Raw genomic sequence first — 20,518 nt, 5'->3', positions numbered from 1 at the left:
CAATGAAAAATTTAATCATTTTAGCCTTATTAAGTGTGGCAACACTACAGGCACAACGTCATGTTGAGATCAATGAAAGCATCTCAAATAACCAAGAGGTTTATCTTCATTTTCAGTTTGCTCAAGACATAAAAATTGAGCATGGAAATACCAATCAAGTCAAAATAAAAGCATCAGTAAACATAGATGATGGTGAAGGAAATGATGCCTTTAGTATCAACACAGATAAGGCTTCGGGACAGTTAAAAATATATTCAGATTTTGGTGATTATTTCAAAAATAAATGGAAGGATAAAAACCGAAAGAAATGCAATAACACAACCGAAATTAATTACGTTGTTACAGTACCTAAAAATATCAATTTAAAAATAAAAAGTATTTCCGGAAGCGTCTTTATAGATAGTTATCAAGGGGATTTGGTTACCGATTTAATATCTGGTGATGTGACGATTAAAAAGTACAATGGCGAATTAAGACTTAAAACCATTAGTGGTGCATTAGATGTGACGGTAAATAAAGCAAAGCTGAATGCCAAATCGTTGACAGGAACCATATATTCAGATTTAGAATTTGAAAAAAATAATGCTGCTAAGTCGTATAATGGTTCTCATAATAAAGTATCAAAACAAGTTAATGGCGGAACCCTTCCTTTAGAAATGGAAACCATATCAGGCAATATTTATATCAGGAAAAGCTAGTCTTAGATAAAAAAAGGAGCTTAATTAAGCTCCTTTTTTCTTGTTTATATTTTCAATTTCAATAATTGCTTTCGCATATTGCCTTGACCTAAAATATGAATGGTAGCGCCAGATTTCACAGCGCTTTCAGCTCTAAAAATAATGTCAGAATCTGCATTTGGGAATACGATATTTGGAGTAATTCCGCCATGTTGATTTACCGTTATATCGTAAAAATTGGTCTTATTTAATCGCTTGTCTTGTTTTACAATGAAAGGCTTTTTTTCCATATCGATATAGCCATTAATAAAAATGTGAATTTCATTATTGGCAAAAAAAGTAAAAGTAGACGAGTCACGTTTATTAGATTTGGCTTTGATCTTTTCAGTTTGTCTTAATTGCAATACATTATCCCAAACAATTTCTCCTTCGGGATTTATTTTTCCGCCTAAAATATCATCAAAAACTTTGTAGCTATAACTCACAGGATTAACGGTTATAAAAGCTGAAATACCACCAACAGTAAACGATGCTATGGGAAGACCGATAGGAACACTCTGCTTAACCAGAATATAAAACTGGCCAACAACATAAGCATTTAGTTCGTCATCAATAAAAATATTATTAATATCGATATTGCGATTGCCTTTAAACCATCCAGTAAAGTACTTTTTTGCGCTCTCATTAAGAAATGGAGATTGGTGTTGCGATGTAACTTCAAACGCCTCTAAATCAATTTTGTAATAGGTAAACCCTTGATAACCGCCTTTTCTTGTATGCGAATACAAGCCAGCAATAATCATATGATTTTGCTTTATTTCAGAATTAATTAACTCGTAACTATCAGCTGGAATCTCTATATCTAAAGAGCGTTTTGTCGTTGTAGTGAGTTCTATTAATCGATAAAAACGCTGTTCTTCATCACCGTTAGGACTAAGCTGAAAAAGTGTAAAAAGGGTGTTGTTAATATATTTTGCATTTAAAAAACTGGTGTTGCGATGTGAAATTGATTCATCTGCATACACCTTAATTTGAGTCATTTCTTCTAGAGTTTTAGAAAACACTTTAACATAGGCATAGGTTATTTTGTCTTCTACAACAGGAAAGTTTAAAATGAGATAATCAGTCGTTTTTAGATCGATAAAATAATCGTCCTTTAAAGCTTTAAAAACAGATTTGTCACTGTCCTTATCAATTTGAAGCAGTACTTTTTTTGAAAAGGCTTGAGTTTTGAGATCAATAATATCCAGTCTTAATGCGATAGATTGGTCTACGCGTTCTTTTATAAAAACATGCGCCTTTTCGTCTAAGATAAAAACATCAAGGATACTCGTGTCATTCTGAGTTTCAATTTCTATACGATTTTTGAAATTTAAACCTTCAAAAAATTCAACATGATAATTGCGTAAGGTACCATTAATATGATGAGGTCGTATAGACACAAAGTTGCCTTGTACATCATTGGCCGTTAATTCTTTCTTGTCAATTAAAAACTGACGATCTTTAATAATTGTTCCTTTTTGTAGGTCTTGACAAACACTAAAAAGAGGTAATATTAAAACGAATAGTAGAAGATGAGGCTTTATTCGCATAAAATTATAAGATCTTTATCAATTCGGTAAATAAGGTAATCATGTCTGGTTCTGCTTTCCCAGCCATGGCAATGATTTCTCCAATATCGACAGGCTTTAGGTTGTCGGGATCACACTCGTCGGTTAACACCGAAATCGCTGCAGCTTTAAGATTTAAATGATTAGCTACTATAATTTCAGGGACTGTACTCATGCCCACTGCATCGGCACCAATAATTTTAAGCATGCGGTACTCGGCTCGGGTTTCCAATTGCGGACCAACAACACTAGCATAAACACCTTCATGAAGTTTGATGTCATGCGCCTTAGCAATCGCTTTAAATTTTGCATTAATCTCGAGGTTATATGGAGCACTCATATCGGCAAAACGTTCACCTAATTCGGCAACGCCTTTAAACGCAAGTGGCGAACTTCCTTGTAGGTTAATATGATCGTCAATAAGCATTAATTCACCCTTTTTAAAGTTTAAATTAATGGCTCCAGAAGCATTAGAAACTAATAAAGTTGAAATACCTAACGCTTTCATGACGCGCACAGGATAAGTTACATCTTGAAGCGTATAGCCTTCATAGACATGAAATCGGCCTTGCATAACTATGACCTTTTTATCGCCTAAGGTTCCATAAATAAGTTTGCCTTTATGAAACTCTACGGTAGCTGTCGGGAAGTTTGGAATGTGATTGTAGCTCACTTCCTGAATAATATCAATATTATTGGTTAACTGGCCTAAACCTGTGCCCAGAATAATGCCAATTTCAGGATTGTCAAAACCTTTAGATTTTAAATAATCGGCTGTTTCAGTAATAAATTTAATCATTGGTGGTGTAAAATCGTTTGAGTTGGTCATAATGTTTCATATCTTCAAATGTATCAATATCATTCAATTCTTTCAGTAAAAAGACTTTACTATTTTGTAAATTTTTTAAAGTGTCACGACGAACTGTTTCTGTACCCCAGGCTTTGTTTTTAAATAATTCAGGATGTAAGGTTTTCATTCCTAACAGGTAATAACCACCATCTAGAGCAGGACCAATAACCACATCGTTAGCCTCTAATTCCAAAAAGGCTTGTTCAATGATGGCTGCGTTTAGATCTAATAAATCACTGCCAATGATGATGACTTTTTCGTAACCCGAATCCAATAATTCGTTAAAAGCATGATGCATGCGTTCTCCTAAATCCTTACCCTTTTGCTGTTTTTTGCTGAAATAGTCACTGCTCCAAATATCATTATCATTGATAGTTTCAGAATAAAATACATAGCGACCTGACTTTACAGTCTTAGCTACATTTGCAGTATGCTGAAGCAAATATTTATAGATATGAAGTGCTGCTACATCGCCAAGAGTTTGGGCTAAGCGTGTTTTGCATTTCCCGAGTTCAGGATTTCTCGTAAATATAATTAAGGCGTTTTTCAATTTTGGTTGCTTTTAGTTAAGAGTTTAGGGTATACTTTTTGTCCTTTTTTTAACCATTTACTCCAGGCTTTAGAATAGGTGTGAATACTATCGGTTTCTTTGTCTTCGGAATTATAAATGCTAAAATCATGGTTTTTCCATTCAAAAATACCGCCATATAGATTTTGAACATTGGTATAGCCTGCTTTTTTAAGTTGATTAGCAATAGTTTCAGATCTAATTCCCAGAGAGCAATATACAACGATTGCTTCATCTGTATTAGGGAATTTTGTCATAAAATCATTCAGTTTAAAATGCGTATAACCAATAAAAACAGCGTCTTTAAGGTGGCTTACTTCGTATTCTTCAGGTTCGCGAGCATCTAATATTATGCACTTAGTTTTAGGCATGGCGAGTTCCTGAACCGAAATGTAAGGAATATCATTTTTATTATAACGTTTCAGTAAATCGTCTAACGATTCTTGCGCCTGAAGCGTAAACGTGAATAGTCCTAATAGAAAGATGAGTCGTATTTTCATTGTTTTATAGTTGAATTCCGAAGCCTTGCAAACCACTTTCAACTTCAGGTAAAATTTCGGTATTATCCCAAATGCCAGTGACGATGGTACGTGCATATTCTTGTGGTAGTAATCCGTTATCCATCAATTGGCTTGTGAGTTTATAGTTGTAGTCTAAGGTGTGATGTTTGACCTTAAATTCTCCTGAAGCATCTTCTAAAATGGCATACCAAACGCTAGGATTTCCGTCATTAGCTGGCATTCCAATAACACCAGGATTTAGCCAGAGTTTCCCATTGTTTTTTTGCTGAAATGGGAGTCCGCAATGTCCAGCAACAATCACATCACTTTTAGTCGTTTCAAAGTTAGGTTGCTTACGCTTCCAGTCTGTTGATTTGAAGATAAATTCCGAAGCATTAAAATAAGAGCCATGAACTACAGTAACTTGTTTTTCGGCATATTTAAAGGTGATATGATCTGGGAGTGTTTCCATAAACGCCAGAGAATTTTTAGATAGTTTACTTTGGGCAAACGGGTACCACTGCTGTGAAAATCCGTCACAACGTGAACCTTTTCTAAAATCACAAGCACAATCTTCGGCACCTTCTCGCAATTGAATTTCAACATTTCCAGCAATACTTTTCACACGCCATAGTTTTAACAACTGAACGGTTTCTTCAGGTTGCGCGCAATAGCCTACAATATCTCCAGTACAAATACAGTTTTCGGGTGAAATATGCTCGCGTTCAGCAACTTGTTTTAAAGCCTCAAGTGCTTGAAGATTACTATACACACCTCCAAAGAGCAATACTTTACCCGAAAGTGTTCCTATATCGTCTATTTTTTTATCCATTTTGGTATGATATATAAAATGATACAACTTAAAATGCCCCAAACATTAACCCAAAGTAAATCGGCGTATTTGCCTTCAGTAAGGATTAGAGCTTTTGGAAATAACCCAAATACTAATACGAACCCAAATAGCAATCCGCAGATAACACTCAAGTAAAAACTAACTTTTGGTACTTTCATATTCCAAAACACAAATACAGGTGTTAAGCCTATAACCATGGTTCCAGAAATGGTCGTTGCCGATAAAATTTCAGCATCGAGAAAAACAGGGAGTGTTCCTAGAATGGCGATGGCAGCCATACTGGCGCGACCAAATGTGAGGTCTATTCCCATGTTTAAATCGACAGCCAATAATTTGGAAAATGATGAAAATGTAGAATCTAAAGTGGATGCTGCTGAGGTAATCATAATGAAATTAATCACCAGTAAAATAATGACGCCAAAGGCTTTTCCAACTTCAACGGCTGCCTGACCTTTCATGCCTTGTGATTGTGCATAAATACCAATAACACTAAATAAAACAATACATAAAGCACCCAAAATACTAGCCAGTATAAAGCTGCGACGGGTTACTTTTGGTGAGCTAATAAACGCGCGATCGGTTAAAACAGGATCGTGAAACGGATAGCTAAACGACTGAATGATAGCGGCAAAAAATAAATTGAGCCCAAGTTCAAAACTCCAGGTTCCGGAGGAAACTACTGTCTGCGCTGAAAAATCTTCGGCAGAGAAGACATTCCATAATATGACAATCAACAATACCGAAAATAAAATCATTTGTATCACATCTGTAAATATCGAACTACTCAATCCGCCTTTGATGGCATAAGCTAATGTAAGAACGGTAAATACAATAATGGCTGTGTAGTAAGGCAGGCTTCCAGTATTACCAAAATAACTTCCAATAACCATGGTGTTACTCCATACTTCATTAAACAACCGAATAGCAATAAGAATAGAAAAAATGGCCATTGCGCCTTTTCCAAATTTCGAACTTAAAAACTGATGAATACTTTCAAAACCACCTTTAGTTCGCATCTGGTAAATAAGAAGTCCGGCAACCGCAAACGACAAATAATAACCAGCATAAGCCACGCCACCAACAATCCCAAAATCGAGTCCGAGATTTGCTGCATTGGTAATGCTTTTAGCAAAAATCCATGAGATAATTAAACTACCAGTAAGCACTAACGTATTTGGTGCTTTTCGGTTGTTCACAGCTTTAAAAAACTGATCTCTGGTTTTTGCTAAAGGCGACACTAAAAACAATATCAAACTTGATACGATTATTAAGGTCCATTGCCAATGTAGTGTTTCCATATTATTTATTCATTCCACCAAACGGGAACATTAATACTATTATCATTGGTTGTGGCCGCAGCAACCATATAATTTTCGTTATTTAAAGCTTCTTCTTCAGCGGGATAAGGCATGCGAATCGGTATAATATCATTATTGAAACTTGCTGAAATAGTTCGCAATGCTGGAAATCCTGTTCTGCGATATTCAATCCAACCTTCATAACCATTAATCACATTGGCAATCCATTTTTGAGTGATGATTTGCTGTACAGGTGTGGTACCTGGAGCATTGAAGGCCGCATTTCCTGTTAAATAATTTGAAGGCATTTCGGTATTCCAGTAATCGAAGGCGAGTACCACACCTTGTTCATAAAGTGCTTGAGCATCTGCTACAATGAGATTTCTAGCTGCCGCTTCGGCCAGCGCAAATTGAACTTCCCAAGCGGTTATAAAATTAGCATCTAGTGTCGATGTGTCTTCGCGAAACATAGTTCCAGCTAAAGAGTAATCGGCTAAAGCTACCGTAGTTTCCGAAGGGTCAATTCCGTTTAGCAATCCGTTAAACTCATTAGCCTCCGAATTTGAAAAGGGTCTGAAAAGTGTTTCAATTCTTGTGTCATTTAAATCGGTTAACAGGTCTTCCATAGTTTCAGACAAGACAAAATTATTAAAGTCGCCAATACGTAACTGCGCTAATCGGAAACTGTTAGGATCTGTATTGGTGAAATTAAAAATGGCATTTTGAGCGTTAGAAATAATATAGTTTCCGTCGTTAAAAATAGTTTGAAGTGCTTCGGAAACATCCACTTGCTGAGATATACGAAGTAGGTGTTTTATTTTTAATGAATTAGCAAACCGTATCCAGGCGTTTAAATCACCATCAAATAAAATATCACCTTCCAGCGGAATAACATCAGTGTAACTTTCGATAGCAGCAATACCTCTGTCGAGATTATCTAAAATCCCGTTGTCGTCCAAGTAAATGTCTTCTTGTAAATCGTAAGCAGGTGTTACAGTTCCATTGACGCCATTAAAAGCTTCAAAATAAGGAACATCACCAAATAAATCGGTTAAACCTGCAGCCATATAGGCTTTTAAAATGAGTGCTGGACCCTCATAAACCGAAAAGGTTTCAACGGTTCTGGCTTGGTTTAATATAATCTCATTATCCCGAAGATTTGTGTAAAAAACTGGCCACGGATTACCACCCAATTGTGGTGATTTTAAAGCATGCCGATCAAATAGGTTGAAATCTAAAGCGGTTCGATGTTGTGAAAGTAAATCGCCAGCAACAAAGCCTTCGTAACTCATATTTTCACCAAAATCGTAAATGACCTGACGAAGCAGTAAACTAGGTTGTACTGTTCCTGGAGCATTCGGATTGGTATTAATGTCTTCAAAGTCTTTAGTACAGCTTAGCGTTGTAAAAAGGCTTAATATTATGAATAGATATTTGATGTTTTTCATAGTCTTTTTTTTAGAAATTAAATCCAGCTTTAAATCCGATACTACGTGACGTTGCATAACTCATATCTTCAACGCCACTCACAAAATTATTGCCCTGAACGGCAAGTTGCTCTGGGTCGAAATGCGGATTTTCGGTAATGACAAAAAGGTTGTTTCCGATGATAGATAGACTTAAATCGGCACCTTCTTTAAGTCCCAAAAAGCCCTCTTTCAGCTTAAAATCATAACCAATTGAAAACTGCCGAAGTTTTAAAAAGGAGGCGTCATAAATATTATTTTCTTCATGGTTTCTATCATAAAATTGGCGGTAATAACTTTCGGCAGAAACTGCAACCGCATTAGGTAATCCCGTCGTTTGATTAACCCCTTGGGCGATAATGCCATCTTCTGGTCTAAACGCAGTTTCGGCTAACTGGCCACCAACATTCCCGAGTGCTCGGGTTCGTGACACTATTTCGCCACCTTGTCTCCAGTCGAACAGGAAACTTAAATTCCAGTTTTTATAAGTGAAATTATTCGACCATCCTAAGGTGAAATCAGGATTATAATTTCCTAATTTTTTAAGGTCATTATCAGCTATAAAACGACCGTTATCATCAATTATAAAATCGCCATTTTCATTTTTTAGATATCCTGTTCCATAGATATCACCTAGGCGTCCGCCTTCTTCAACCTGGAACCATACCGTTTGGTTGGCGCTGTCATAAATTCGGCTGTAAGCTAGTGTTAAACGTCCGTCAGCCTGTGGTAAATCTTTAATCGTAGCACGACTTGTAGCAAAGTTAAAGAGGCTGTTCCACCTAAAATTTTGAGTTTTTACAGGCGTAATTACCATTATAATTTCGACACCTTGTGTGTTTACTTTTCCGCCATTTACGACTTGTTGATTATATCCAGAAGAAATTGCAATAGGTAAGGAGATGATTTGATCTTTAGTTGTTGCATTGTAATAGCTTAGGTCAAATTTTAAACGGTCTTTAAAGAATCGTAAATCTGTACCAATTTCAAACGAGGTGGTTTGTTCGGGTTTTAAGTTAGCATTCGGAATAAAATTTTGATCGCTAAAAGTTGGTTGCCCATTAAAAGGAGTTTGAGCCACAAACGCTCCTGACGTTTGATAGGCGCCAGTGTCGTTACCAACCTGAGCAATACTGGCTCTTAATTTTGCAAATGATATAGCTTTTGGCAATTCTGTCACATTCGAGACTATAAAACTTGTAGATACCGAAGGGTAAAAGAAAGATGTTCCATCTACCGAAAATGGCGTTGCCAAAGCACTAGACCAATCATTTCGTCCTGTTATATCTAAAAAGAGAAAGTCTTTATAACCCAGTTTGACAAGCCCGTAAAGTGAATTGATACGTTTTTTGCTTTCAAATTCAAAAGCTTCAATCGGAGACGCTGCGTTGTTTAAGCTAAATATTCCGGGTTGTGCTAAATTTACGGTTTGTAATTGTTTGGTTGAGGCATTTTGATCGAGACGATTTCCGCCAAGAGAAGCATCAAAAGAAATAGTTCCAAATTGATTGTTATAATTAATTAAAAAATCGGTATTAATTTCTCTAAACTTAACATCGTGTTCGGCATACGCACCATTTTGAAATCGATTACTGCTGAAATTACGCCTGAACTGTCGTGTTTCACTACTATAGTCCATTCCCGAACGTAGCGAGAGGCTTAGATGTTCGGTGATTTGATGCTTAACATTAATATTTCCGAAGATGCGATCACGTTCAAAAGCATTTCTATTTTCTAGTAGAATAAAATACGGATTGTCAAAAAAGGTATAGTTAAACGAGTATTGCTGAACACCTTCTAAACCAGGTTGCCAGTAATTTTTCAGACTATTAATATTCAAGGAGCGTGGTCCCCAGGCTACTAGCGAATAGTTAACATTTTCACTTCCATAACCATTTGAAGGCCGATTATCACTATTAGAATTGGTGTAGTTTATTGAGGTGTTTATCGTTGTTTTATCAGTTGGTTCAAAGTTCAACTTTGCTGCCACAGTTTGTCGGTCGAGATTCACTCCAGGAATGATAGATTCGCTACGTAGATCGGTAAAGGATAAGCGGTAATTTCCAGTTTCAAATCCGTTGGAAATCGATACATTATTAATAGTAGTCACACCAGTTTGATAGAAATCTTTAAGGTTGTCTGGATGGGATTGAAAAGGTGTGGCCGTTATAGGTAGTCCAGAATATAATGCCGTGTCACCACCACGAACAAAAGTGCCGTTGGCGAGTTGTACCGGACTATCAAACTGCGGAATTAATATTCCAGCATCCAGTTCTGGTCCCCAAGAGTAGGTGATGTTGTCACTGATACCACCTCCTAAACCGTCAACATATTCAAAAGCTCCAGATTGCCCTTGACCATATCGATTTTGAAAATCCGGCAGTCGAAAAGCCGTATCTATAAAAAGCGAGGTATTAAAGCTAATACCAAGACCTTTTGCGTGTCGTCCATCTTTAGTTTTTATGACGATAACACCGTTTGAAGCTCGTGTGCCGTAAAGAGCTGCAGCATTAGCACCTTTTAAAACAGTCACCGATTCGATGTCGTCTGCATTGACTTCCATAGCACCATTTCCGAAGTCAACTTCCTGAAAACCAGCAGCAGCTTCGTTGGTAAAATTAAAAACAGTTTCATTATTAATAGGTGTACCGTCAACTACAAATAACGGATTATTATTAGAAAACGATGATTCACCACGAATCGTAATTTTTGAAGAAGAACCAACGCCTGTGGCGCCTTGTGAAATGGTAACACCTGCAAGTTTACCAGCAATATTATCCAGGAAATTTACGGTTTTAACTTCGGTTAAGCGTTCAGAATTTAGTTCTTGAACAACATAACCTAATTCTTTAGTTTCGCGTTCGAGACCAAGTGCCGTAATGACTACTTCATCTAAAGACGAGGTGTCTTCGGTCATCGTGATATTTATGACTGTTTGATTGCCAACCACAGCAATAATGAGATGGTATCCTAAATACGAATAGCGGATTTGATCTTCTGGAGATGCTACCTCGATTTCATACTTGCCAAATTCATCAGAGATGGTGCCACTTCCAGAGGTGGAACTAATATTTACATAGGCCAGAGGTTTCCCGTCAAGTTCACTTGTGATTGTGCCTGTGATTGTGATTTGTGCATAGCTAAAACCAGACAGTAATAGCAAGATGCAAACATAGATTTGCTTCATTTAATTAGATTAGTAAAGGGTGAAAATTATTCTGAAAGAATCAGAAATTTATGGCTTTTATAAATGAAGTAATTGTGGAGAACCTTTATTAAACTGAAGGGTTTGTAAAGGCGATTCAACAGCAATAAAAAATGAGTTAATCCTCTTTTTTACTACTGAAATATAATGTTGTAAAAGTTGTTTTAGGCTTGCTGAAAGCCTTCGGAAACTCTCAAGAATTGGTTGTATATCTGAAATGGTATCAATATCTGAAAGCTGCTCTAGATATAAGACATCCAACTGTTGCGACGCCATTGCTCTCGAAAAACTTTGACGCAATCCTGAGGTTTGCCATGGTAATGCTAAGAAGGTTTCAGAATTAAAATACGATTGCTGAAATCCCATTAAATAGAAACCACCATCTTTTGATGGTCCCAAAACAATAGCTTTGTCTTGTAAGCGATGTGCGGCTTTTAAAATGTGTTCAGACCGTAAGTGTGGTGTATCATTTCCAATACTAATCACCGAAGTAAAGCCTTGGTTGTACACTGCTTGAATCGCATTTGTAAATCGTTCGGCAAAGGTAGATCCTATCTGGTTGGTCTCCGAAGATAAAAAATAAGGCAGCCCTGTTTTTTTTGCAATCTTTATGGTATGTGCATTAAGCGCATTGAACAATACTTCTGACGATTGAAACGGTTTTTGCTGCGCTTCAAATCTGGCAGAATTTGCAAAGATTAATATGGCTGTTTTGTTATTCATAGATTAAGCAACAACACCTTGGCAGCTACTGCCTGCACCAGCAGTACAACCGTAACAATGTTGTGAAATGACGATATTACGTCCTTCTAATAATTCTTCGTTAAATTCTGAAATATGTTTAGCCTTACTGTTTACAGGCAGTTCTAGCATTTGATTAAAATCACAATCAAATAAATAGCCATCCCAACTTATAGATAAGGTATTGGTACACATAACATTTTTTACTGCGGCAGGATTGTAGGCATCAACCAGTTGATACATATAATCTTCATAGTTTTCTGAAGCAATTAAATAATCCAGAAAACGTGCTATAGGAAGATTTGTAATCGCAAAAAGATTATGAAACTGGATGCCAAAATCTTCCATTAATGCCTTTTTAAAATCTTTTTCCATAGACATTTGATCACCTGGTAAAAAGGCACCTGACGGATTGTATACCAAATCTAATCTCAAATTGCTATCGGGCATACCGTAGCCTACTGCATTGAGTTCTTGTAAAGCTTTTATCGATTTGTCAAAAACACCATCACCACGTTGTTTATCGGTTTTACCACGTGTCCAGTGTGGCATTGAACTCACGACATGAACATTGTGTTTTTTGAAAAATTCGGGTAAATCGTAATATTTTTTATTGGCTCTGATAATGGTTAAATTAGAGCGTACAATAAAATCTTTAATCCCAACTTTGGCCGCTTCTTCGACAAACCATCTAAAATCTGGATTCATTTCGGGTGCGCCTCCAGTTAAATCTAGGGTATGTGCACCAGAATTTTTAATCACTTCTAAGCACTGTCTCATCGTGTCGCGTGTCATGATTTCTTTTCGGTCTGGACCAGCATCAACGTGACAATGCTCGCAGACTTGATTACACATGTAACCTACATTAATTTGCAGAATTTCAAGCTTTTTAGCTTTAAGTGGAAACTGGCTCGTTTCAGAAATTTTGGCTTTAAACGTCGGGAGTTCGCCACTTTGAAAAATGCCGTTAGATAATATTTCAAGCTGCCTGTTACTTTGCGCTAAGTCGCTTCCTTTTTTTTGTAGGGATTGGGTTTTTACTTTTGTCATAGCTATGCTAAGGTTAAGCTTAGTTGTTACCATTTGCGTTAAGGATGGAGGCTTTGTTGGAGCTCCTCGAAGAGAGCGACTGCCGAGAGCCTGACCCTTGTGGTAACGCTAAACTATTAACCGTCTAATTTATTTACTTTATTCATCATTTGAACGCCATGCACCAAGGTTGCTCCGCTTTTAATCGCAGCGCCAACATGAATGGCTTCCATCATTTCGTCTTTGGTCACACCTCTTTGCAAACCGTCTTTGGTGTAGGCATCAATGCAATAAGGGCACTGCTCTGTATGTGCTACAGCTAAGGCGATTAAGGATTTTTCACGAGCGGTAAGTGCGCCATCTTCAAAAACTTTTCCGTAATATTCAAAGAATTTGTTGCCTAATTCTTCACTCCATTCGGTGATTTTGCTAAACTTTCTAAGGTCGGCAGGATCGTAATATGTTTTTGACATGGTTTTAAAATTTCAGTGGTTATTATTATGTACGTAAAAAAGAGATGTCGAGTTTTTGTCGCTATTAATTATCAAACTTAACAGAAAATTTAGCAGAAAGCTAATTTATTTTTTATCGCAAAAACGAAATATGGTTTGCAGTAAAAAAGTCTTACTTTTAAAACCTGTTTAGGCTTAGCATGAAGAACTGGATTGATTTATTATCTGAATTTAAACACAAGCGCGAACCTGTTGCTTTGGTGACGGTTACGAAGTGCTTAGGTTCAACACCTTGTGTGGTTGGGTCTCGAATGCTGATTACAAAAGACCAAACACTTTACGGAACCATTGGTGGTGGAAAACTCGAGTTTTTAGCAACCGATGAAGCGATGAAGGCACTTCGTGAGAATCAAATTATAGAATCGAGTTATACATTGGGTCCTGAGTTTGAACAATGCTGTGGCGGAAAAGTTGAATTTATTATAGAACCTATGAATCAATCTCCTGAATTATTTTTATTTGGTGCTGGACATATCGGACAAGAAATCGCCAAAATTTTAGTAGATACGCCTTTTCGCGTTCATCTTATAGATTCGCGGGAAGACTGGTTTGAACAACTGACATTAGACGACAGTATTGTTTTGAATCAAGTATCTATAACCGACTTTAAAACCTTTAGAGATGCTGTTCATTGGGGAAAGAATTGCTATGTGTTGGTCTTGACTCATGATCATTCGGTCGACTTTGAAATTATTGCCATGGCTCTCCGAAATGAAACCAAATTTTTAGGATTGATTGGAAGTAAAACCAAACGTGTACGTTTTCATAATATGTTGGTGAAGGATATGAATATTGAGGACGGTATGAATACTGTTGTTTGTCCGATAGGCTTACAAGTTGGTGGTGATTCTCCTAAAGAAATAGCAATTGATGTTGCTGCGCAGTTGCTTGAAGTGCATTATAAAAAATGAAGAACAACAAATCTATCATTGATAAATTAACAGCGCTCTGGGCTTTAAACGAGTCGGGTCTTGGTGGATTTTTGCATGTATTTAATACGCCTTTTACGGGTTTAATTGTTGGCGGTATTGCTATTTTGCTCATTAGTTTAATTGCCTACTATGCCGAAAATAAATGGCAGGCTATATTAAAAGCATTGCTTATTGTTTTAATTATAAAGATGGCTGTAAGTCCGTACTCACCATTTGGTGCCTATGTCGCTGTGAGTTTTCAGGCTATATTTGGCGCATTTTTGTTTTCTAAATTTTCATGGAAAGGGGTTACCTTAATGATTTTAGGAATGGTGACATTTTTAGAATCGGCACTTCAGAAGTTATTAATACTTACCATTGTCTACGGAACCGCACTTTGGGATGCTATCAATATTTATGGTGCCTGGGTTCAGAGCAAGATGAATTTTGTTTCAGAAACGTCTACCACTTCAGTTTTAGTGACACTTTATCTTTTGGTGTATGGTATTTGTGGTATTCTTGCCGGATTGTTTATTAAGAGTTTAATTGAAATTATAGCGCAACATAAAGACCGTGATTTTTATATCGAACCCGAAGATTTGACTCAAAATGCCAGTCCTTCAAAAGTAAAATTTAAAACCAAAGTGATTTGGGTGTGGTTGATAACCGTTGCTGGTATGGTGTTAGCTTTTGCTTTTTTTGGAGGCGATTTATTGGGTTGGAAAAAAGGCGTGTATCTGATGTTGCGTAGCTTCTTAATATTATTGCTTTGGTATCTGGTTATCGGACCTTTTTTATTGAAACTGGTTCAAAAATATCTCAGCAAAAAAGAATCACAGTATAAAGAAGATATCAGTAATGCGATGGATTTATTTCCGTATTTCAGGCAAATTATTTCATACTCTTGGCGTGATACAAAGCATTTAAAAGGCTATACCCGATTTAAACATTTTATGGCAAATAGTATTTCTAATTGTATTCATTTTAAAATCCCTTCGGAATGATTTATATTCTCACAGGAGCCATTCGTTCAGGAAAAACAACAGCCTTATTAGATTGGTGTGCCTCTAGAACTGATGTTGACGGATTGCTTTGTCCTGATGGAAGTGATGGAAAACGCTATTTTTTAGAACTAAAGTCTAAAACCAAATTTGAACTTGAAACCGAACTTGAAACTGAAGAGGTCATTGCCATAGGAAGTTTTAAGTTTTTAAAATCTGCTTTTAAGACTGCTAATGAATACCTGCTAGAAGCTGCGAAATCAAGAGTATTTCAATATCTCATCCTTGACGAATTAGGAAAGCTGGAGTTAAAGAATGAAGGTTTACATGCTGCAGCTCCAACATTAATTACAACATATAAACAGGATCAAACACAACATCTCATTCTGGTTGTACGTGATTATTTGGTTGATGATATTAGAAAGCATTATGACATTACCGAATATTCACTTTTGAATACAACCGATTTAAAGCTATTGAAGTGATGTGTTAGCTAAACAGCGTTTCACTTAAGGCGTAATAAATCGCCATTAAAGCCGAAAATATAGCAGATCCCAAAAAACGCCATTTGAGTTTAAAGCGATTCTGAATGATGTAATTGGCCACAAATGAAATCAGAATATTAGCCAAAAACGACCAAAAGGCAATCTCTAAAAGCGACAAGCCAATAGCTTCAAATTGACCAGAAAATATTTTGATAAACACTAAATGTCTGGCTATCCACAACGGATTAAAATACAAGATTGCCAAAAGCGTTTTGCTTAAAGTCGCCTTAATGCCTTTTAAAAACTGCGTTTTTTTGACAATCCAATCAAAGTAGTTTGGGATTTCGAAGGCGTAAATTGTAGCGCCAATACACATCATTCCCAAGAGACGATACCATGAAAATTCATTCAGCAATAAAGCTGCAATTGTATCTCCAGCACTATAAATTAATGCGCCTTTAAGAATGTTGGATTTTTTATAGTGTAGTGCGATAGCAGTTTTAGTTTAAGTCGGATTCTAGTAAGCAATAAATCTCGCTATCTAAAAAGCGACCATCATAATAAAAATTTTCTCTAAAATACGCTTCTAATTTAAAACCGAATTTAAGTAACAACGCTTTAGAGTTTTCATTTTCAGTATTGACATTGGCTGCATAGCTATGAAGGTTTAGTTTGCGAAATCCAAAACGGATTAAAGTATTTAGCGTCTCAGTCATAAATCCCTTTCCCCAATACTCGGGATGTAAAATGTATCCAATTTCACCTCTGGAATTTTGTTTATCAATACGCCAAATGCCAAAATCGCCGATGTGCTTCCCACTGTTCTTTTCGATGATTGCCCAGGTTATACCTTGGTGTTCTTCAAATGCTGTATAATAGCCTTTGATACGTTTTTCGGTGTCTTCGGTACAAGTCGGAATTGCAGTATCCATATATTTGGAAACCGCCTCATGACTTCTAAGGTCTAACAATGTTTTTGCATCATTTAAGTTATAAGCTCTAAATTGCAAGCGTTCACTTTCTAACTCCGGAAACGTCTTAAAAACCGCCTCGTTAACTTGTGTACTCATGAGTATTATTTTGGCTGATTATCGTATAAACTTAGTAATACCTTTTCGGGCGTCATAGGTGCATGAAACTTTAAATTATAATTGGGATTAAAGGCTTTGATAGCATTTTGAATCGCAAAATAAGCACCAATGCCATACATCAAAGGCGGTTCACCAACAGCTTTCGATTTTAAAATCGCCAAATCATGACCTTTAGTTTCAACGGGAATCACTTCAACCTCTTTTGGTACCGAAAAAATATCCGGAATTTTATAAGTAGACAACGCATTCGAAAGTAATTTGCCATCATCGTTATAGGCAATTTCTTCCATGGTCATCCAACCAATTCCTTGAGCTAAAGCACCTTCAACCTGTCCCAGATCAATACCTTCACTCATGCTTTTTCCGTAGTCGTGTACAATTTTAACCGAATCAAATTCATAGGTGCCGCGAGTGCAATCTACTGTGGTTGTAATGATGGCAGTTCCGTACACATGATAAGCAAACGGATGGCCTTTTTCTTTAGTTTTATCGAAATGGATTTCAGGAGTGGCATAATGGGCATTTTCAGTCAGCGCAACACGTTTTAACATGGTCTTACTGATGAGTGTTGTCCATGATAATTCTGATTTTTTACCATTGCAATAAACAAATCCATCTTTTAGTTCAATTGTATCTTCGGAAACCTTCTGATCTTCTGAAGCGACTTGTTTTAATCGTTGGAGTAGTGCGTTACAAGCTTTTAAAGTTGCCTTTCCGTTAAGGTCGGCCGTAGAACTTGCAGCAGAAGGCGAGGTGTTTGCAACTCGTGTTGTATTGGTGGTTTCAATTTTTATGTGTTCTATAGGAATCGAAAATACTTGTGCTGCAATTTGCATCATTTTGGTATTTACGCCTTGTCCCATTTCGACAGCAGCTGTGCTAATACCAACACTTCCGTCGAGATAAATATGAACCAGAGCACGTGCATGATTCATGGGTGTGTTGGTGAATGAAATTCCGAAAGTAATAGGCATTAACGCTAGGCCTTTTTTAAAGTCTGAATGCTGTTTGTTAAAGTCTTCAACCTCTTGCTCTAAAGCTTCAATATTATATATGGCTGTTGCAGAATTCCATGTGTTTTTTGCCTCGACCTGTTTTGCAATTTGACCATAGGAAAAGGTGTCATTTTCATCTAAAAGATTCACTTCCTGAATTTGTCTTGGCGTTACACCAATTTCATGAGCCGCTTTGGCGATGGCAGATTCGATGACGAACATGCCTTGCGGACCACCAAAACCTCGGAAGGCAGTGTTAGGTGGTAAATTTGTTTTACAGCTAATGACTGTAGTTTCTACATTAGGAACAAAATAACTATTGGTCGCATGAAATAAGGTGCGCTCAGCAATAGCAGGTGATAAATCGGCAGCAGCACCAGAGTTCTGAAGAAACTCAGCTTGATAAGCTAGGATTTTCAAATCTTTGGATAGGCCAATTTTATAAGTACTTTCATAAGGATGACGCTTGCCTGTCATTCGTAAATCGTCATGACGATTCAGTATCAATTTTACCGACTGATTAAGGTGATACGTCGCTAAAGCCGCCATGACAGCCCAAGGAGTAGCCTGATCTTCTTTGCCGCCAAATCCACCACCAAGGCGCGTGACATCCACTTCAATTTTATGCATGGCAACACCCAAAACCTGAGCCGTTGTTTTTTGAACAGCTGTTGGGCCTTGAGTTGATGAGGTGATTTTTATGTTTCCATTTTCAAGAGGTTCGGCATAGGCGCCTTGAGCTTCGATATATAAATGCTCTTGGCCGTTAGAGAAGGTTTCGCCTTCAAAAATATAATCACAAGCTGCAAATCCTTTTTCGGTATCGCCTAAACTAAATGATCGTGGTGCATTAATAAAACTTCCTTTCGCTTTGGCTTGTTTGGCTGTAGTAATAACAGGTAATTCTTCAATGTCTATGTCGATTAAACTTCGGGCTTTTCGTGCAATAAATTCGGTTTCAGCAACGATTAAAGCAATGGGCATGCCCCAAAAGTGAACTTCGTCTTCAGCAAATAAAGGTTCGTCAGGAATGATGCCGCCAATCTGATTTTTACCAGGAATATCTTTATAAGTAAAAATACGGACAACACCTTCAAGAGCTTCTGCTTTAGAATAATCGATATGTTTTATATGTCCGTGGGCTTTTGGCGAATCAAAAACAACAGCATGAAAAGTACCTTGTCTAATGTTCACATCATCAACATATAAGGATTCGCCACGAACATGCGTATACGAATCTAAGTTTTTAATGCTCTGTTTAATTGACATGGAAACCGCATCCAGTTTTGAATCTAAAGCCTTATTTGAGTTGTGTTTATGCATGCTGAACAAAATCGTTTAAGGTGAATTGCTTCGGAAATAATGCCGTAAAATGGGCGAAAAATAATTGTCGGCCCAACAGTCGTTTGTAGTCACTCGTTCCTCTAACATCACTAATAGGTGCGATTTCATCCTGAAGTACAGCATTGGCATTTATTACTGTTTCTGAAGTCAAGGGTTTACCAATTAAAAATGTTGAAGTTTCATGTAAATACTTCGGAATAGCTGCAACACCACCAATAGATACATGGGCTTCTGAAATGGTATTATTTTCAATGGTGAGATGTATTGCAGAATTGACACTTGCAATATCTAAATGGGTTCGTTTGCAGACTTTTTCAAAATTGAAAAATGAGCTGTTCGTTGGTAATTTAAAATGAATGCTTTTAATGAGTTCACCATCGTTTAAATCATAGGTTTTGTAGCCTTGATGGAAATGTTTAAGTGGCATTGTGCGCTCATTTCCATGGTCATTTAAAATGGTGACGTCACTGTTTAAGGCTAAAAAGAAAATAGTCATATCGCCAATAGGAGAGGCGTTTACGAGGTTGCCACCAAATGAAGCCATATTTCTAATTTGCTCCGATGATACGAGTTTAAGATGTTGTTTTAGTTTTGGAAAGTAGCTGTTGATTTCAGTATGATTCCATAAATCAGACACTGTAGAGTTTGCACCAATGGTACAGCTCTTGTTTTCAATCGTGATGCCTTTTAATTTATCTTTAGCCGCAATAAGATGTACTTCATTATCTGCTAAATGGTCTGCTTGCTGTACATAGAGATCGGTTCCGCCAGACACATATTTGCCTTGAGGTTGGTTGAAGTCTTTAGCTTCAATATCTTTTATACGCTGCGGAATAGTTTCAAAATAGTCAGGAATAAATTCATTATTAATTAGCCAACTGATAGTATGTTTGTCTTGATTTTCTAAGTTGTCAACAAGCTGATACGCTGCTTTTTCAATCGCTTTATAACCTGTGCATCTACAAATGTTTCCGCTAATAGCATCCAGAGCAGTGTTGTAATTATGTTCAGAATTTGACAATGCAAAACCTGTAAGGGCAACAACAAAACCAGGTGTGCAAAATCCGCATTGCGTCGCGTAATTTGCTTTCATGGCCTCTTGAGCCTTAGTTAATTTGTCTTTTAGATTGGTACCTTCAACCGTTACAATATGCTTGCCATGTGCGTTTCCTAAAGGCGAAATACAAGACGTTATACTTTGATAGGTCATTGAGTTTTGACTTAGGGTGCCAACCAAAACAGTGCAAGCACCACAATCACCTTCACGACAGCCAATTTTGGTGCCAGTAAGACGTTGCTCATAGCGTACAAAATCCAATAAGGTCATCCCTGAATGCTCTGTAGTTCTTATGGTTTTGTTATTTAGGATGAATGTAATCATA

At 37.0% G+C, this 20,518-nt stretch carries 19 protein-coding genes; 4 read left to right on the top strand and 15 right to left on the bottom strand.

The window, feature by feature from the left end:
- Positions 1–2 precede the first annotated feature (2 nt).
- Entirely contained in the window at positions 3–698 is a 696-nt protein-coding gene (locus N4270_RS01765; protein WP_260095073.1) for a hypothetical protein, read from the top strand.
- Positions 699–742: 44 nt separating this feature from the next.
- Here the strand turns inward: N4270_RS01765 and N4270_RS01760 are convergent, their stop codons facing one another.
- The 11 genes from N4270_RS01760 to N4270_RS01710 form a co-directional block, all read right to left on the bottom strand.
- Positions 743–2,269 (bottom strand): hypothetical protein, encoded by a 1,527-nt coding sequence (locus tag N4270_RS01760; RefSeq protein ID WP_260095072.1) that lies wholly within the window; start codon positions 2,267–2,269, stop codon positions 743–745.
- A 4-nt stretch (positions 2,270–2,273) separates the two neighbouring features.
- Positions 2,274–3,086, bottom strand: coding sequence for a purine-nucleoside phosphorylase (locus tag N4270_RS01755; protein WP_260095553.1), 813 nt, complete (start codon positions 3,084–3,086; stop codon positions 2,274–2,276).
- A complete protein-coding gene (locus N4270_RS01750) occupies positions 3,079–3,687 on the bottom strand; it encodes a TIGR04282 family arsenosugar biosynthesis glycosyltransferase (protein ID WP_260095071.1) in 609 nt (202 codons plus the stop codon). The genes N4270_RS01755 and N4270_RS01750 overlap by 8 nt, the downstream gene beginning before the upstream one ends.
- Positions 3,684–4,205, bottom strand: coding sequence for a rhodanese-like domain-containing protein (locus tag N4270_RS01745; RefSeq protein WP_260095070.1), 522 nt, complete (start codon positions 4,203–4,205; stop codon positions 3,684–3,686). Before N4270_RS01745 ends, N4270_RS01750 begins: the two co-directional genes overlap by 4 nt.
- Positions 4,206–4,209: 4 nt before the next feature.
- Positions 4,210–5,037 (bottom strand): metallophosphoesterase, encoded by an 828-nt coding sequence (locus N4270_RS01740; RefSeq protein WP_260095069.1) that lies wholly within the window; start codon positions 5,035–5,037, stop codon positions 4,210–4,212.
- Positions 5,022–6,356, bottom strand: coding sequence for a sodium:solute symporter (locus N4270_RS01735; protein WP_260095068.1), 1,335 nt, complete (start codon positions 6,354–6,356; stop codon positions 5,022–5,024). Before N4270_RS01735 ends, N4270_RS01740 begins: the two co-directional genes overlap by 16 nt.
- 5 nt (positions 6,357–6,361) lie before the next feature.
- Positions 6,362–7,804, bottom strand: a complete 1,443-nt coding sequence (locus tag N4270_RS01730; RefSeq protein WP_260095067.1) for a SusD/RagB family nutrient-binding outer membrane lipoprotein — start codon at positions 7,802–7,804, stop codon at positions 6,362–6,364.
- Positions 7,805–7,814: 10 nt separating this feature from the next.
- Complete coding sequence (locus N4270_RS01725; RefSeq protein ID WP_260095066.1) at positions 7,815–11,009, bottom strand: SusC/RagA family TonB-linked outer membrane protein; 3,195 nt, start codon at positions 11,007–11,009, stop codon at positions 7,815–7,817.
- A 57-nt stretch (positions 11,010–11,066) separates the two neighbouring features.
- The gene (locus tag N4270_RS01720; protein WP_260095065.1) at positions 11,067–11,750 is read right to left on the bottom strand and encodes a DUF2064 domain-containing protein; all 684 of its coding nucleotides are present in this window, start codon (positions 11,748–11,750) and stop codon (positions 11,067–11,069) included.
- 3 nt (positions 11,751–11,753) lie between these two features.
- Positions 11,754–12,818 (bottom strand): arsenosugar biosynthesis radical SAM (seleno)protein ArsS, encoded by a 1,065-nt coding sequence (gene arsS / locus N4270_RS01715; RefSeq protein ID WP_260095064.1) that lies wholly within the window; start codon positions 12,816–12,818, stop codon positions 11,754–11,756.
- Positions 12,819–12,934: 116 nt separating this feature from the next.
- Positions 12,935–13,270 carry an arsenosugar biosynthesis-associated peroxidase-like protein gene (locus N4270_RS01710; RefSeq protein WP_260095063.1) on the bottom strand — a complete coding sequence of 112 codons (336 nt, stop codon included), beginning with the start codon at positions 13,268–13,270 and terminating at the stop codon, positions 12,935–12,937.
- Between the two features lie 179 nt (positions 13,271–13,449).
- On the opposite strand from N4270_RS01710, the gene xdhC reads away from it, so the two are divergent.
- The 3 genes from xdhC to N4270_RS01695 are packed head-to-tail and all read left to right on the top strand — an operon-like array spanning position 13,450 to position 15,706.
- Positions 13,450–14,220 carry a xanthine dehydrogenase accessory protein XdhC gene (gene xdhC, locus N4270_RS01705; RefSeq protein ID WP_260095062.1) on the top strand — a complete coding sequence of 257 codons (771 nt, stop codon included), beginning with the start codon at positions 13,450–13,452 and terminating at the stop codon, positions 14,218–14,220.
- Positions 14,217–15,224: a hypothetical protein gene (locus tag N4270_RS01700; protein ID WP_260095061.1), complete on the top strand. Its 1,008-nt coding sequence runs from the start codon at positions 14,217–14,219 to the stop codon at positions 15,222–15,224. The genes xdhC and N4270_RS01700 overlap by 4 nt, the downstream gene beginning before the upstream one ends.
- Positions 15,221–15,706 carry a nucleoside-triphosphatase gene (locus tag N4270_RS01695; protein ID WP_260095060.1) on the top strand — a complete coding sequence of 162 codons (486 nt, stop codon included), beginning with the start codon at positions 15,221–15,223 and terminating at the stop codon, positions 15,704–15,706. Before N4270_RS01700 ends, N4270_RS01695 begins: the two co-directional genes overlap by 4 nt.
- A 4-nt stretch (positions 15,707–15,710) precedes the next feature.
- Here N4270_RS01695 and N4270_RS01690 read toward each other — a convergent pair whose 3' ends face one another.
- The 4 genes from N4270_RS01690 to N4270_RS01675 all read right to left on the bottom strand — a co-directional run bounded on the left by N4270_RS01690 (position 15,711) and on the right by N4270_RS01675 (position 20,517).
- Complete coding sequence (locus N4270_RS01690) at positions 15,711–16,121, bottom strand: hypothetical protein (RefSeq protein ID WP_260095059.1); 411 nt, start codon at positions 16,119–16,121, stop codon at positions 15,711–15,713.
- Between the two features lie 85 nt (positions 16,122–16,206).
- On the bottom strand, positions 16,207–16,776 hold the full coding sequence (locus N4270_RS01685) for a GNAT family N-acetyltransferase (RefSeq protein ID WP_260095058.1): 570 nt from the start codon (positions 16,774–16,776) through the stop codon (positions 16,207–16,209).
- A 5-nt stretch (positions 16,777–16,781) separates the two neighbouring features.
- On the bottom strand, positions 16,782–19,115 hold the full coding sequence (locus N4270_RS01680; protein ID WP_260095057.1) for a xanthine dehydrogenase molybdopterin binding subunit: 2,334 nt from the start codon (positions 19,113–19,115) through the stop codon (positions 16,782–16,784).
- Positions 19,108–20,517 (bottom strand): FAD binding domain-containing protein, encoded by a 1,410-nt coding sequence (locus N4270_RS01675; RefSeq protein ID WP_260095056.1) that lies wholly within the window; start codon positions 20,515–20,517, stop codon positions 19,108–19,110. The genes N4270_RS01680 and N4270_RS01675 overlap by 8 nt, the downstream gene beginning before the upstream one ends.
- Between the last annotated feature and the right edge of the window lies 1 nt (position 20,518).

It is taken from the genome of Psychroserpens sp. SPM9 (genome assembly GCF_025153525.1).
In the GTDB taxonomy this organism is placed as follows: domain Bacteria; phylum Bacteroidota; class Bacteroidia; order Flavobacteriales; family Flavobacteriaceae; genus Psychroserpens.
The sequence above is the reverse complement of the archived record's forward strand: the minus strand, read 5'-3'. Positions and strand labels throughout refer to the sequence as shown.